We start from the raw sequence: 14,034 nt of genomic DNA, 5'->3' as shown, positions 1-14,034 counted from the left end.
GGCTGCGCAATCGCGAAATTGACCGATAAACGAGCTGTTTCTTTCGTCTACTGTCCGCGGTGAGGTCGCCCGGGAAAGGGAAGGCGCCGTGTGCACTCCGGAACCGGACAGGGTGGACGCACTGCTGTCGGCCATGGCCGCATGCGCGGATGATCCGCGGTCCGCCGCGTGGCAAGAGCTGGCTCACGTCGTACGGATCGCCGGCCGTTCGGACGCGAGGCTGGCGGGTCTCTGGCCGCCTCAGGACGTCGGTCCGGTCGGAGCATCACCCGCGTGGTGTCAACTGGCTCGTCTTCTGCATGTGCTGGCCTTGTGCGACACCGAGACGGACACCGCGGTGACGGACTGGCTCGCTCGCCATGCGACGCGTCCCGATACCCGTGCCGCGCAGTCCACCGGCACCCTGAACACCATCGGCGATCAGGCATCACTCCACGGGCCCAGCGTGCAGTCCCGCGACATCCACGGCGGCATCCACTTCTACCCGGTGCCCCGGCCGACCCGGTCACGCGTTCCCTCGCCACGACAACTGCCGCCGCTCACCGCTCATTTCGTCGGCCGTGAACAGGACCTGCGCACTCTCGACGCGCTGCGTGCCCGGCACCCGTCGTACGTCCCACAGGTTCTGGCCGTCTGCGGACTCGCCGGTGCCGGAAAGACCACGCTCGCCTCGCGCTGGCTGCACGCGCACGCCGATGAGTTTCCCGACGGCCAGCTCCATGCCGATCTGAGAGCCCACGCGTCGGCCGGGAGTGGTCCCGTATCGGCCATGACGGTTCTGGAGGCGTTCCTGGTAGCGCTCGGAGTCGCCGCGATACCGCCTGACTTGTCACAACGCTCCGCCCTGTGGCGGTCCCTGACCGCGGAACTGCGGCTGGCCGTCCTGCTGGACGACGCGGTTTCGGCCGCTCAGGTACGTCCGCTGCTGCTGAGTTCCGCGTCCGCACTCACTGTGGTGACCAGCAGGAGCGACCTCAGCGGGTTACGTATCGAGGGGGCGTCCGTGCACCGGCTGGCCGGTCTTCCGGAGCAGTCGGCTCTCGACCTGCTCGCCGTGGGAGGCGGTGCGCGCGTCGCGGAGGAGCTTGCCGCCGCGCGCGAAGTGGTCGCACTGTGCGGTCGACTGCCCTTGGCGGTGGGTCTCGCATCCGCCCAGCTCGCCCTCCGCCCGCATCGCTCCGTGTCCGCGCTCGCCCGGCACCTTTCCGAAGGACGAGGGGCCCTCGACGCCTTGCGACTGGACGGCGAGGCCGTGATGCACGCGGCATTGGACATGTCGTACGACCTGTTGCCACCAGCGCCCGCCAGGCTCTACCGCCGGATGGGGCTGCTGCCGGTCGACCACTACGACTTCGGTCTGCTGGCCGCCATCGACGACGATCCGCACCACGCGGACGCGTCCGCAGGCACGGTCGACATCGCCGCGCACATGCTCGTGGAAGCGAATCTCGTGGAGGAGACCGCCTCGGAGACATACGGATTCCACGATCTCGTACGGTCGCATGCCCGGCGGCTCGGCGAGGAGGGGGAGGACGCCGGGCAGCAGGACCGCACCATGCGCCGGTTCGTGGACTGGTGCCTGGCCACCGCCGCTGTCGCGGAGAGCATCCTTTCCCCCAGCCATCGGCTGCCGGGGCACGACGACCTCCTCCACGCGGTCGAGCCCACTCCGCTCGATGGCCCGGAACAGGCCCTGACCTGGCTGGACACACGACGCAACGCCCTGATGGGAGCTGTCCGGCACTGTGCCCGGGCGGGCTGGCACGATCGCTGCTGGCGTCTGACGGACGTCATGTGGAGCCTGTTCCTACGGTTTCGGCCCTCGCAGATGTGGATCGAGGCTCATCGGCTCGGCTTCGATGCGGCACTCCGAAGCGGGTCCCGGCCGGGCGCGGGCCGCATGCTCACCTCGGGTGCGATCGGTCTCCGCGATGCGGGGGAGTACACAGAGGCGGCCCAGTGGTATAGGCAGGCACTCGGGATGGCCACGGCCGACGGCGACACACGGCAGCAGGCGCAAGCCCTCAACGGGCTGGGTCACATCAGTCTTCTCGATCACCGGCTCGACGACGCTCGTGATCACTTCGAGGAGGCGCTACGGCTCCGTGAGGCGATCGGCTACGTACGCGGGGTCGCGCTGTCCAGGGGGCGTCTCGGCGAAACGGCCCTGGCGGCCGGAGATCCCGCTGGTGCGATTCGCCATTTCGATCAGGCACACCGCGAACTGGCGGCGCTGGGCGAGACGTACGAGGCGACCCGGGTACTGGCCCTCCTCGGCCAGGCGCTCTGTCTGCACCAGGATCATGACGAAGGCACCCGACGGCTGCGGCACGCGCTGGAGGGGTTTCGCGTGGGTGACGCGCGTTCCGAGCTGTGGGAAGGGCGTTGCCTGGAACTGCTCGGAGCGGCGGCCGAGTCGAGGGGCGATCGAGCGGAAGCGGGTCGCCACTACGAAGCCGCCCGTGATCTCTTCCGCAGACTGAACCCCGGCGACGCGCACCGGCTGGACGACCGACTGGGCCGACTGTGAAGTCGGCGTGCGGGTCTCCGGCACGACGGAGACCCGCACGCCGACGGACGAGGGGCACGCCGACCGTCATTGGCGACGTACCACCTGGAGCTTCCGCCTCACCGTTTCTTTCTCATCCCACTTCCTCCCGCGCCGGTGCGGCCACCCACTGCTCCAGCGGCGGCGGCGCGGGAAGAGGGGTGACAGCGGGCGGATGGGCGGGCTCGCTCAGTCCGAGCAGGCGATAGAGGAGCGAACGCATTCTCCGGTGGAACTGCCCCGGCACCGAGGACAGCGCTGCCGCCACCCGGTCGTACTGCCCTGGGCGGCGGACCCGTGCCGCGTATTCCAACTGATCGGTCAGCGGATGCGCTGGAGAGATCACGGGCGCCGCGGCGGCCAGCAACGCTGCCGGGGAGGACGCCGAGATCTCCCGTTTCGGTCCCGGGGTGAGCAGTACGGTGGCCTCGGTCAGCGAACCGTATGCGGTCAGAGACCCATGGTCACCGAGCACCCAGTCGGCCGCGACGAGAAGGGACTGCCAGTCCGCCTCCGGCGGCACGATCGCGACCCCGCTCCGGCTGCACGAGGCCAGCCAGCCGCGTACCTGCCATCTGCCGTGCCCGGCGAAGACGTTCGGGTGGATCAGCAGGGCGACCCGGTAGCCGTCGCCCAGCGACCGGCTCACCAAGTGGGGTAGCAGGGAGCCCAGTTGTCCGAAAGTGGAGGTGGCTCCCCACGTCGAGTTGATGACGACCAGACGCTGCCCCGGTGTGATGCCCAGCGCCCGGCGGTAGCGCTTCCGCCAGGACCTGGCGGCGAGGATGCGATCGACACACGGGTCACCCACCACGTGTGCCGCCGGAAGGGCTTCGGGGCAGGAGGCCCTGAGGTCCGCCAGATCGCGCTCGTGCGCGTAGGCGATCGCCGTGGGGACCACGCGGTCCCCGTGCAGGAGGTGCTGGCGGCTCAGCATGCCCGGCCAGCGTCGCTCACCGGGCGCCAGCATCGTGGTGTCGGTGAGCAGCTTGATGTGACCGGCCCCGTGCGAGATGCGCACGACCGGTGCGCGCAGCTCGTGCACCCCGCGGGAACCGGCGACCAGCGCCAGATCGAACTCGGAACGCCGCGCCTCCTCCCAGGGGATGGATGTGATGCCCAGACCCTCCAGGTACTGCGCGACTCCGAGGCCGAACGCGTGCGGCGCGGCCGTGAAGACCATCTGGATACGGAAGTCGGCCTCCAGCAGCTCGAAGACCTCCCGAAGGCGCTGCGCGAACGTCATGGTGTGGACGACCACCAGCACCCGTTTGCAGTTCCGCACGGTGAGCCAGTGCCCTTGCTCGATCAGTGCGTGTCTCGTGGTTCCGACCGTCATGCGATCCCCCGTCGCTCATCGGTGTGTACAGCGGTTGACCGGGTCTTTCCCGGGGGATACGGCACTTTCCTTGCAGCCTCCTTGCAGCGTCCTTGTCCGCTGCCCGTCGGCGTCCACGGGGCAGCGGACTTGCGCGCCCGGACCATGAGCGTGGTGACCCCCGCTCGACGCGGGTCACCCAGCTCCCGCGCGCCGAGCGGGCGCAGCCCGGAACGGAGGAGGGCCTGCTGCCACTGCCCGACGGCCAGCTCCCACCGGACCACGGGATGCCAGGTGCCGTCGGACAGGTGGAGCGCGTCCCAGCGCGGACCCCCGCCGCTCTCGAAGGGCCGCCCGGACCGGCGGGGATGAGGGACGGAGAACACGAGCAGGCCGTGTGGACGGAGAACCCGGGCGATCGCCGGCAGCAGCAGGTCCGGGGCAACCAGTCCCACAGCGCCGAAAACGGAGTAGACGGCGTCGAACCGCACGGTCCGGCGCCCGAGATAGCGCAGGGCGTCACAGGTGAGGAACGTGGCATCCGCCAGATGGCCGTACCGCTCGCGGGCACGTCGGATCTGGAGGTCGACGGGGTCGATCGCCACGACCCGAGCCGCTTGGACTCCGGCCAGGTGGGCTGCGTTGTGGCCCTGTCCGCAGCCCAGTTCGAGCACCCGATGGCCGCGCATACTCCGCCCGAACGCGGCCGCGCCGGGGCCGGTCCCTGGAGACGTACCCCATTCGAATCGCGTCGGGACCGCGCCTGGTCCCGGGGGCGGCTTCGGTGCGTGCGTCGCGTAGGCGTACCAGGGAGAGGATCGTTCGATCACGGTCGGCTCCAGGGGCGAGTGTGAGAGTGCTGTTGTCCGGCACCGGAGTGCGCGCCGCCGGAGGCTCGGCGCGCACCGCTCGGCGGCGGCCCGGCGACGGGGTGCGGTGAGCTGCATGACCTCTCCTGTCCGAAGGGTCGTCCCGGGCATGGGGATGCCCGGGAGAGGACACATGGGTGGTGGCCGTCGGCGAGCCGGGCCCCTCGGCGCGTGCGTGACCGTCCCGGCCTCGGCGCGGGGAATTCGCGCTTTCGTTCCGGTGGTCGACCGAACGCAGGATGACTTTAGGCAATGAGGTCGCGTTTCACTGCGGTTTGCCGGGCGGCATCCTCGATAAAGTTCGCGACGGATGTTTCATGGGCCATGAGAGCGCTTTCCCTCTGTTGGCCGGATTGAAAGAGCCCGGACGGACCCTCGGGCGCCGGATTCAGGCTCTGTGCACTCCGTTCCGGCGAGGAGACCTGAGCAACTCGGGAAAGGACACACGGTGCGCGTATCCTGCGACTGGCCCACACGGCCCGAAAAGACGCCATGAGTGTTGGTGGGGCGGGAATTCCCCGCCTTCAGGAGCTTGCCTACATCGAGACTGCGGCGCTGGCCGTGGCGCGGGGTGACTCCTTCGAGCAGATCCGGGTCGCGATGGTGGACCGCGCCGAACGCATCGCCCGCCAGACGGACCTCGACGGATCCTTCGACTCCGGCAAGTGGGCGGCGCAGCGTGCCGATCACAGGTGCCATGTGCACAACACCGTGGATGTCCTCAAGGAGCTGATGCGGCTGGGGTGGGTCGAGCGCCATGTGCTGCCCTCGTCACCGCGATCCGCGTACGCGCACGCCCACGTCGTCTTCGAACTGACCGGGCGGGGCCGCGAGTGGACGGAGTCGGTCAGTCGGGACGTACGCGCCGGTTACAACGTCCTGGTAGGCGAACTGATCGATGCTCACCCCCAGTTCGAAGGCTTCCTGCGGGTGACCGGGGCCCGGCCGGACAGCGAGTCGGATCAGCTCACCATCCCGCTGCTCCGCTGGGAGGGCGCCTCCTACAGCGGTGCCCCTGAATTCCTGCGCGCCTTCGTCAGGCATGTGACGGAATGTCTCCACCAGGGCGGTCTGGGCTGGAAGGCCGAACCCGAAGCGGCCGAGTCCGCCGTTCGCGACTACGTGACCGCCGCCGTGCGACGGGCCGAGACGCGTATCACGCGGTGGGAGGCGCAGCGCCGCGCGGACGAGGCGAAGCGCGCGCGGGGCACAGTCGACGAACAGGTGGTATCGGGGCGAGCGGTCAAGCCCCCACCCGCGCTGACGGCCAAGCGGATCGCCTCGTTCTGCGAGGAGGCGGCGGTACGGCTCGCCTTCACGGCGAGCGGCTGTCCCATGGACTACATCAGCCACGAACTGCTGCGCCGCTGGACCCGGTTCATGGGTCTGGCCAACTTCAGCTACTACACGCCGGGTCCCGCTGCCCTGCGCATCTGGGCCACCGGAGCCGTGGCGGGGAGCGGGCCGCAGGCGACGTTCCGGCGGTCGGTCGGGCGCCGGGTGCGCAGGTCGCTGCTGGCCGCCCTGCCGCGCATCTGCCAGCAGGAAGCGGAACGCTCCGGCGGCGGGACGGAGTACTGCTCCGTGTGGCGCGTCCGGGCGGCAGCCTGCTGGCAACAGCGCATCAGCGATGACGAGTTCGACGCGGCACTGCTCGACGCCTACCGCGGCGACGTGGAAGGGCTCCCCTTCCGGCTCCACCTGGACGGCGCGTCCGACGCCCGGACCCCCGCCTCCACTCGACCACTCGTCCTGGAAACCTCCTCGGGCATCCGCCGGGTGTTCCATGTCATGCGCCTCGACGAGGTCCACCGGGAGGTCGGGGTCCTGTGAGCACGGCGAAGCCTGGAATCGTATGGATCAAGCAGCAATGGCGGATGCGGGAAAACCCGTTCCCGTCGACGGGAATGGCCCGCATCGGAGGCGAGGACGACCGGGAGAACGGTCTTCTCTATGAGCCCGGAGTGCACGCCGAGCAACTTCGGGAGGCGATCGAGAAATTCATCCTCGGCATGTCCTATTCCGGACTCAAGTTCGGCTATCTGTGGTCGGTCGGAATCGTGCCGGGGGACTCCGACGCGCGGGGATTCGGAAAGTCTGTCCTCATGCAGCACCTGGCCCGGCAGGTGAACAGGGATTTCGGTACGTGGGCGTACCGTGAGGTCGGTCTGGACGAGGAGGACGCGTCCGAGGTCCCGATCTGCTGCCTGCTCACCGGTTTCGACACGGCCAACGTACGGTCGCTCGGCGCCGCGTTGTTCGCCGCGGTGGAGTACGCCGTCACCTATTCCTCGGGAGGCGACGAGAAGCCGCTGGCCGAGCGGCTGCGGGAGCGGCTCGTCCAGCGTGTGGGCAGCGACGACGTCCGCGATCTGGTGAAGGTGGTCACGGACCAGCACCGGTCGATCCGCGGACGGACGCTCGGTCCGCCGGACGACAAGCTCATCGTCGCGCTGTGTGAGGAGAGCAAGGAGCCCGCCGTCGAGCATCTGCGGCTCGTCACACCGATGTCGCGCAGCCGCAACGGCGCTTCCTACATGGCCACTTTTCTCCTGTTCGCGGCGGCGGCCGGGATGAAGCACGTCCTGGTGTTCTGCGACCAGTTGGAGGACCTGGCGAGCACGACGACGGCCAAGGCGAAACGGGTTCTCGAGGTGGAGAAGTTTCGCGACGTGCTCGTGGAGACGCTGCCGATGGCCGACATGGTCACCATGGTGGTGACCATGCATCCACGGGCATCCTTGGCGATCGGCACGGCGTGGGCGCTCGCCGACCTGCCCGCCTTCGACCTGACGGAGGCCAACCGGCAGAGCACCGTCCGGCTGCCCGCGCTGCGGGACGCCGCCCAGGCGGCTCAGCTCCTCAAGCCCTATCTGGCGGCGGCCACGAAGGACGGAACGGTCCGGGAAGAGGGCGACGAGCTGTTTCCGTTCACCTCCGACGCGATCGCCTGTCTCTTCGACCGGTCCGCGCGCAAGCCCCGCGACGTCCTGCGCAAGGCGCACATCGTCGTGTCGGCAGCGGCTGCTGAGAACCTGCCGCGCATCGGGCTGCCGGATGTCCTCAGGTTTCTGGAGCCGCCGGTGCCGTCCCAGACCCGTGAAGCGCGCATCGCGGGGGTCGCGAACACCATCGACTGGAGCCAGGACTGACCGTGTACACCCTGGAGACCCTGGTGCGCGAGCGGAGCGATGCCGGGCGTGGCCCGGCTGAACACCGGCAGTGGAGCGCCCCCTGTCCTCGGTGCGGTGCCGCGCTGAGCCCATGGGAAGCGGACCGGTGCGGCTGCACGGGGCCGACCGGACCCCTCAACTCCGACCTGTTGTACGCCACCGCCTGCGCGATCGGGTTTCCCCAGCCCGTGGCCCGGCTGGTGCAGCACGCACGTGTCAGATACGGCAAGGACATCTCCAGCCGCACCGCCTCGGCCTTCCTCTACCGCGACCCGCGCTTCTGCTGGGCGGGGGACAGACGCTACGGCCTCTACCGGCACGGTCTCCTCCCCGGCCCGCGCACGCTGGAACAGGCGGCCCGGTTGACGCTCCTGGCCGCCGCTGCCCCGCTCCCCGTCACCACCGTCGCCTCGTGGCTGCGCGGTCTCGGCTACGCGTTCCGGGAGCGCTCGTTCCGTGTCTGTGTCCACCGCTCTCCGTGGACGGAACGCCTTCGTGACGGACGTGTCCGCATCTGCCCGGATGCCTCGGAGAGGGACCTGCTCCGCGATCTCGTCCTCGGCCCGGAAGCGGGTGAGGCTTTCTGGCAGGTACTTCGGCAGGACACCGCGGAGCGCCTCGTCGCCGTGACCGGCAGGGCGAACGGTCACGGGCCGGACGGGGACACCCTGAGCACCTGGAGAGTCGTCGGCCACAGCCCGGACTGGAGTGCCTGCTGACCGGCTCCGGTCAGAGTGCCTCGCCCCTCGGCGAGGCGGCGAGCCGTACCGGTTGGGGGAGGTTGCCGCTCTTCGGCAGCCGCAAGGTGCTCACTTCCCTGCCGTCCAGCCAGAAGTTCCACGCCTTGACGTAGAGCCCGGCCTGGACCCGCGTCGACCTCCGCCGGTGGCTGGAGCGGCCCTGGGACGCCGCGATCGCGTTGCGGAGGGCGAGGCGTGAGTCGCCCGGCCCGAGGAAGGCGCCGCTGGCGAGCCCGGAGAGCCACTCGTCGACCCGCCTCGGCGGTGTGCCCGCGTCCACCGTGACGTAGTACCCCACGGCGGCGGCGGTGGGGATGATGAAGATCTTCGGTCCCAACTGGCGACCGATCGACGCCGCCTGCCGATATCCGTCCGGATCCTTGGCAAGAGCCTCCAGGACCTGGTCATTCGTCATGCGTGCCCGGGATCCGGTCCACGACTCGGTCGGGAAGTTCAGGTAGAGGTGGACATGGCGCACGGTGGAGGCGAGCAGCGCCGGGTCCTTCTCGCCATTCAGTGACAGGGCGTCGGCTGCGCTGCGGCGAAGCCCGGTGTCGAGTACGGGGAAGGTCTCAGGGGGGACGTTCTCGAAGACCATCATGGGAATGGTCATTCCCGACTTCACGACGGCGTGCAACCGGTGTTGGCCGTCGACAACACCACCGGTCTCCAACGGACCGTCGAGGGCGATGCCCTGGTGGGTGAGCTGCCAGTTGCCGCGCAGCATGCTGTCCGCCAGCGCTGCCACATGCCCGCGGTACAGACGGCGGTTGGAGGTCTTTCGCGACAGCAGGTCCGAGGCGAGCGAGGGTGTCATGGGGACAGCACGCCCGGCCACGTTCCACTGCTCCATGCCGGAGCTGTCCATGTCCTGCATGGGGCGATCATTGCATTTCGTACCGAGGCGCAGAAGCCTGGTACCGGTAGTGATCAAACGGCAGATATTGGCGTGCAGAAGCTGCCAGGAACTCACTAGGGATGACCGCATCGGACCGGCTCTGTCAGTGCCTGGCTCTAGGGTCGCGCGCATGACGACGTTTCGTTCCGGGTTCACGCTCTGGCGCATGGTGGAGACGGCACGCGAGCTGACCGAACATACCGGCGTGCGGGAGCGTATAGACGCGGTGCTGGGGCTGATGGGTGACCGCAGGACCTATGGCAAAGGCAGACCCCTGGTGGACGCCTTGGAGGACGTGGCCCAAGAGGCGATCCTCCACCAGGACTTTGCGCTCGCCCAACGCTTTCAGCGCTTTGCCTCCTACGCGAACGGCGAGCTGTTCCTGGAGATCCTGGAGAACTATTACGACGACGAAGCGCGCCGGAACAGTGAGGACGGCATACGGGGGATGGTCGCCATAGGGGCGGACAGAGCGGTCGCCGCCATCGACGTCCTGTGCCGCGACAAGCCCGATGCCACGGCCGCCGACGTGCGCGACCTGTTTCGCGGAATCGCCCGGTCTGCGGACCACCTGTATCTCGGGCCCGGCGAGGGCGGCATCCAGTTGTCCACGAGGCAGGCGAGGCGGCTTCAGCAGTTCGGGCACATGGAATTGGTGCTGCGCAACCTTCCCCGGCCCGCCTCTGCCGAGACGGCGCAGATGGTGAGCGAGGTTCTGGCCGACGTCGATGCCGGGATGCTGGCTCAACTGCTCGAACTGAAGGCCAGACGCGCCGGACTCGCGGCTCTGCGCGCCGCGGTGGATGACGAGAACAGTTCCGAGAGCGCCCTCCACGCCTGTCTGAAGAACCAAGAGTGGATCTTCGGAGGCGCCTACGTGGCGGAACTGGCCCGCCGTCAGTACACCCCGGACACGATCCTCGACATTCCGTTGCTGCGCGGTGACGGTGCCCTTCACGTGGTGGAGCTCAAGCGCGCGAACATCGGAGACCTGGTCATCCGGCCCTCTGGTCATCTCATGCTCGGAGCCTCGGTACACCACGCGGTCTCCCAGGCACAGAACTATCTCCGGGCCATGGACGAGAACCGTCAGGACATCCTCGCCCGCTATGGCGTCGAGACGCGCCGGGCCTCGGCGACGGTGGTCATCGGGCACCCCAAATACGTGACGAGGAACGTCACGGCCCAGGAGATCGCGGAGACGCTGCGGACCCACAACGCCCACATGTCACGCATAGAAGTGATCACGTACGAGACCCTGCTGGAGTCGGCCTCCCGCATGCTGGCCCTCTCGTCGGCCCGGCAGGACTCCGACACGGAAGAGGAGCCCACCGCATGAACGACGACAACCCTCCCGCGATCGAACCGCTGCTGGCCCGCCTGTGCGGAGGCGAGATCACCACCAAGGACTACGTCGGCTACTTCATGAACGAGCACGCCGAGGAACTCGTCTTCGCCCAGCGCCGGGGCGAGAAGACCGCACGGCTCTGGCACAGTGACGCGGGCTGGGAGATGTACCGCGTCGGCGACCACTCGATACGCACCGACGGCGAACTGAGCGGAATGATCACAGTCGCCAACCTGGTCATCAACCGCGCGGAAGCTACGTGGCTGTCGTCCTGCCTCGCGGCCTCCCGCCATCTGCGTCAGGGGCGAGCCTCCTGATACTGGCCTGGACAACACCCGACTAGGGGACCGGAGGCACGCACTAACCCTCTCCCTCTTTGTCACAGCCATGCCATACGCTGCCCTCCACACCACCGACCACGCGCCCACACGAGGTGCGAGGGGGGACTGGTGGTGTCTCGTCTTCGTCCGGGGAGCACCGGACATTCCCGTGGGGGTTCAATCACTGTGCGCAGGCGCAGCATCTCGATCGCGACGGCGCTCGCGGTCGTCCTCGGTTCCGCGTCCCTGATGGCGGGCGCGGCCGGTACCGCGGCGGCGGACTCCGCCAAGGTCCTTCCGGTGACGTCGGTCGGCGACATGGTCGTCGACGGCGCGCACCAGCGCGTGTACGTCTCCGACCCGAGCGGCGGAAAGATCGTCGTCACCGACTACTCCGGCACCGTGAAGGCCACGCTGACCGGTCTTTCCGGCGTGACCGGTCTCGCGCTGTCCGCCGACTCCGGTCAGGTGTACGCGGCGGTCAAGAACAGCGACCGGATCATCGCGGTGGACACGGGCACGTACGCCCAGACCGCGAGCTACCCGGTCGGCGACGCCCCGAGCGACCTGGAGGTCGTGGACGGCCGCATCTGGTTCAGCCAGAACACCGACTTCGGCTCGCTGGACGTCTCCGGCGCCGAACCCGTCGTCCACCTCGCCCAGCGCGGCGACGTCGGCTTCTACGGCGGCTCCACGTTCCTCGCCGCCGACCCGTCCGTCCCGGGCGTGCTGGTCGCGGGCAGCGGCAGCGACCTCGCGGTGTACGACGTCACCGCCGACGGTGCCACGCTGCGGGCCAAGGGGCAGATGGACTCCGGTGTGAAGCAGCTCGAGCTGACGCCGGACGGACGCCAGGTCCTCACCTCGTGGGGCTCCGGGGGCGGTTACTCCATAGGCGCCTACTCCACCACCGACCTCACCCAGCAGACCGGCTACCCCGACGACGCGTACCCCAACGCCGTGCGGGTCGCCCCCGACGGCACGGTCGCCGCGGGCAGCTTCTCCTGGTACGACCCCGACGTCCACATCCACCGCCCCGGCGACCCGGTGCCGGTACGGACGTACGACTTCCCCAACACCGGCAACAGCTCCGGCGCCGACACCCTCGTGGACGGCGCGCTCGCCTGGGCGCCGGACTCCAGCCGGCTCTTCGCCGTCTCCGAGAACACCTACGGCACCCTCACCCTGCGCATCCTGACCGACCCGACGAAGGAGCTGCCCACCCTCACGGTGTCGGCGCCGTCGAAGGCGGACCGCGCGAAGAAGCTCACCGTCACCGGCAAGCTGACCTCGAAGACGCGCCCGCCCGCGGGCACCGCCCTGACGGTGACCCGTACGGACGTCGAGTCGCCCAAGGGCAAGACGCTGATCGCCGCGAAGACCAAGGCGGACGGCACCTTCTCCTTCACCGACACCCCGCCCGCGGGCGGCAAGGTCACCTACAAGGTCTCCTACGCGGGCGACGCCACCCACGCCGCCGCCTCCGGCTCCGACGCGGTCGCGGTCTCCCGCAAGTCGACCTCGCTGAGCCTGAACAACAACGGCAAGCTGTACGCGTACGGCAAGGACGTCACCTTCACCGCCCACCTCGGCACGACGTACAAGAACCGCACCGTCTCCCTGTACGCCGACCCCTTCGGCTCCGACAAGTCCAGGAAGCTGCTGAAGACCGCCAAGGTCAACTCCAAGGGCAACGTCTCCGCGACGGTCGACATGACCCGCGACACCACCGTCACCGCCGTCTTCTCCGGCGACGCCCACTACGCCGACAGGACCGTCAAGTCCGTCGCGTACGCCAAGGCGAAGGTCTCCACCGCGGTCTCCCGCCACTACAAGACCGGCAAGATCGGCTCCCACACCTACTACTACTTCCACAAGAACACCGACCCGGTCCTCACCACGACCATGAACTACTACAAGGGCCGCAGCCAGCGCTTCGAGCTGGAGGTCTACTACCAGGGCACCTGGTACGAGACCGACTCCGAGTACTTCGCCCTCGCCCCCGACGGCACCTCCGCCGTCCGCCTGGAAGCCCCCGGCGAATCCGGCATCCTCGCCCGCACCCGCTCGTCGTACGTCAACGGCACCTCCGGCGACAACGTCAACTCGACGACCCACGGCGCCTGGAAGTACTTCACCTTCACCAAGTGACCCCGCGAAAGCCCCGGGCCCGCCGCACAGGCGGACCCGGGGCTTTCGCGTCACCGCCCGTCCCGCCGCAACGGGACGAGCCCGACGACGGCTGCGGTGCGGTGCGGTGCGGTGCGGTCGTACCGCGACTACCAGGCGAGCGCGTCCGCCGCGTTGGTCTGCCAGTACGTCACCGCCGCCGCGCTGTTGAAGAAGACGCCGCCGTTCGGGAGGTTCAGGGTCTTCTCCTTGTTGGTGGAGGCGGCGTTCTTGTCGGTGAAGAGGACGCCCAGGGTCTTGGCGGTGTAGCCGCCCTCGCCGTCGGGGGAGTACGTCAGGATGCCGGCGTACGCGGACTCGCCCGGCTTGAGCGTCACCACGGCCTGCGGCTTGGTCTCCTCGGCCCACGCCAGCGGAGCCTGCGCGTCGGCACCGGCGCGCAGGAAGGGGGCGTAGTGGGCGTTGCAGGTCGCGGTGCCGGTGTTGGTGGCCTTGAGCAGCAGGTGGTTGATCGGGCGGGACACCTCGGTGACGGTCAGCTTGGTGTTCGCGGTGGTGCAGGTGACCGTGGACGCCTTGGTGGCGGCGGAGGCGGTCGCCCCGGCGGCCTGGACGCCGACGAGTGCGAGGGCACCGGCGACGACCACGGAGGAGGTGACGCGGGCGGTGAAGCGGGAGGCGATACGCATG

Annotated in this window: 11 protein-coding genes; 7 read left to right on the top strand and 4 right to left on the bottom strand. The window is 69.0% G+C overall.

Annotated features, from left to right (window positions below; genetic code table 11):
* The first annotated feature begins 112 nt into the window (after positions 1 to 112).
* Positions 113 to 2,530 carry a tetratricopeptide repeat protein gene (locus tag IF655_RS01030; protein WP_307814833.1) on the top strand — a complete coding sequence of 806 codons (2,418 nt, stop codon included), beginning with the start codon at positions 113 to 115 and terminating at the stop codon, positions 2,528 to 2,530.
* A 112-nt stretch (positions 2,531 to 2,642) separates the two neighbouring features.
* Here IF655_RS01030 and IF655_RS01025 read toward each other — a convergent pair whose 3' ends face one another.
* Positions 2,643 to 3,887, bottom strand: a complete 1,245-nt coding sequence (locus tag IF655_RS01025) for a hypothetical protein (protein WP_199581477.1) — start codon at positions 3,885 to 3,887, stop codon at positions 2,643 to 2,645.
* Complete coding sequence (locus IF655_RS01020) at positions 3,884 to 4,555, bottom strand: class I SAM-dependent methyltransferase (RefSeq protein ID WP_242488478.1); 672 nt, start codon at positions 4,553 to 4,555, stop codon at positions 3,884 to 3,886. Before IF655_RS01020 ends, IF655_RS01025 begins: the two co-directional genes overlap by 4 nt.
* Before the next feature lie 672 nt (positions 4,556 to 5,227).
* Between IF655_RS01020 and IF655_RS01015 the strand changes: the two genes are divergently transcribed.
* From IF655_RS01015 to IF655_RS01005, 3 genes are all read left to right on the top strand, one after another.
* The gene (locus tag IF655_RS01015; RefSeq protein WP_199581475.1) at positions 5,228 to 6,568 is read left to right on the top strand and encodes a hypothetical protein; all 1,341 of its coding nucleotides are present in this window, start codon (positions 5,228 to 5,230) and stop codon (positions 6,566 to 6,568) included.
* A 74-nt stretch (positions 6,569 to 6,642) separates the two neighbouring features.
* Positions 6,643 to 7,887 carry a hypothetical protein gene (locus IF655_RS01010; protein WP_242488477.1) on the top strand — a complete coding sequence of 415 codons (1,245 nt, stop codon included), beginning with the start codon at positions 6,643 to 6,645 and terminating at the stop codon, positions 7,885 to 7,887.
* A gap of 170 nt (positions 7,888 to 8,057) precedes the next feature.
* Positions 8,058 to 8,627: a hypothetical protein gene (locus IF655_RS01005; protein WP_199581473.1), complete on the top strand. Its 570-nt coding sequence runs from the start codon at positions 8,058 to 8,060 to the stop codon at positions 8,625 to 8,627.
* A 10-nt stretch (positions 8,628 to 8,637) separates the two neighbouring features.
* Here the strand turns inward: IF655_RS01005 and IF655_RS01000 are convergent, their stop codons facing one another.
* Entirely contained in the window at positions 8,638 to 9,525 is an 888-nt protein-coding gene (locus tag IF655_RS01000; protein WP_199581472.1) for a hypothetical protein, read from the bottom strand.
* Positions 9,526 to 9,676: 151 nt separating this feature from the next.
* Here IF655_RS01000 and IF655_RS00995 point away from each other — a divergent pair, with 151 nt between their 5' ends.
* The 3 genes from IF655_RS00995 to IF655_RS00985 all read left to right on the top strand — a co-directional run bounded on the left by IF655_RS00995 (position 9,677) and on the right by IF655_RS00985 (position 13,365).
* The gene (locus IF655_RS00995; RefSeq protein WP_199581471.1) at positions 9,677 to 10,885 is read left to right on the top strand and encodes a Shedu anti-phage system protein SduA domain-containing protein; all 1,209 of its coding nucleotides are present in this window, start codon (positions 9,677 to 9,679) and stop codon (positions 10,883 to 10,885) included.
* The gene (locus IF655_RS00990) at positions 10,882 to 11,211 is read left to right on the top strand and encodes a hypothetical protein (RefSeq protein WP_199581470.1); all 330 of its coding nucleotides are present in this window, start codon (positions 10,882 to 10,884) and stop codon (positions 11,209 to 11,211) included. Before IF655_RS00995 ends, IF655_RS00990 begins: the two co-directional genes overlap by 4 nt.
* Before the next feature lie 189 nt (positions 11,212 to 11,400).
* Complete coding sequence (locus IF655_RS00985) at positions 11,401 to 13,365, top strand: Ig-like domain repeat protein (protein WP_199581469.1); 1,965 nt, start codon at positions 11,401 to 11,403, stop codon at positions 13,363 to 13,365.
* A gap of 128 nt (positions 13,366 to 13,493) precedes the next feature.
* Here the strand turns inward: IF655_RS00985 and IF655_RS00980 are convergent, their stop codons facing one another.
* A complete protein-coding gene (locus IF655_RS00980; RefSeq protein ID WP_199581468.1) occupies positions 13,494 to 14,033 on the bottom strand; it encodes a DUF4232 domain-containing protein in 540 nt (179 codons plus the stop codon).
* Position 14,034: the final 1 nt, after the last annotated feature.

This window comes from Streptomyces sp. DSM 110735 (genome assembly GCF_016482685.1).
In the GTDB taxonomy this organism is placed as follows: Bacteria; Actinomycetota; Actinomycetes; order Streptomycetales; family Streptomycetaceae; genus Streptomyces.
This window is presented reverse-complemented; position numbering and strand designations above follow the sequence as displayed.

Coding starts and splice junctions, on each gene's coding strand:
- IF655_RS01025 (WP_199581477.1), bottom strand. CDS start 3,887: ATGACGGTCGGAACCACGAGACACGCACTGATCGAGCAAGGGCACTGG.
- IF655_RS01020 (WP_242488478.1), bottom strand. CDS start 4,555: ATGCGCGGCCATCGGGTGCTCGAACTGGGCTGCGGACAGGGCCACAAC.
- IF655_RS01015 (WP_199581475.1), top strand. CDS start 5,228: ATGAGTGTTGGTGGGGCGGGAATTCCCCGCCTTCAGGAGCTTGCCTAC.
- IF655_RS01010 (WP_242488477.1), top strand. CDS start 6,643: ATGGCCCGCATCGGAGGCGAGGACGACCGGGAGAACGGTCTTCTCTAT.
- IF655_RS01000 (WP_199581472.1), bottom strand. CDS start 9,525: ATGCAGGACATGGACAGCTCCGGCATGGAGCAGTGGAACGTGGCCGGG.
- IF655_RS00995 (WP_199581471.1), top strand. CDS start 9,677: ATGACGACGTTTCGTTCCGGGTTCACGCTCTGGCGCATGGTGGAGACG.
- IF655_RS00990 (WP_199581470.1), top strand. CDS start 10,882: ATGAACGACGACAACCCTCCCGCGATCGAACCGCTGCTGGCCCGCCTG.
- IF655_RS00980 (WP_199581468.1), bottom strand. CDS start 14,033: ATGCGTATCGCCTCCCGCTTCACCGCCCGCGTCACCTCCTCCGTGGTC.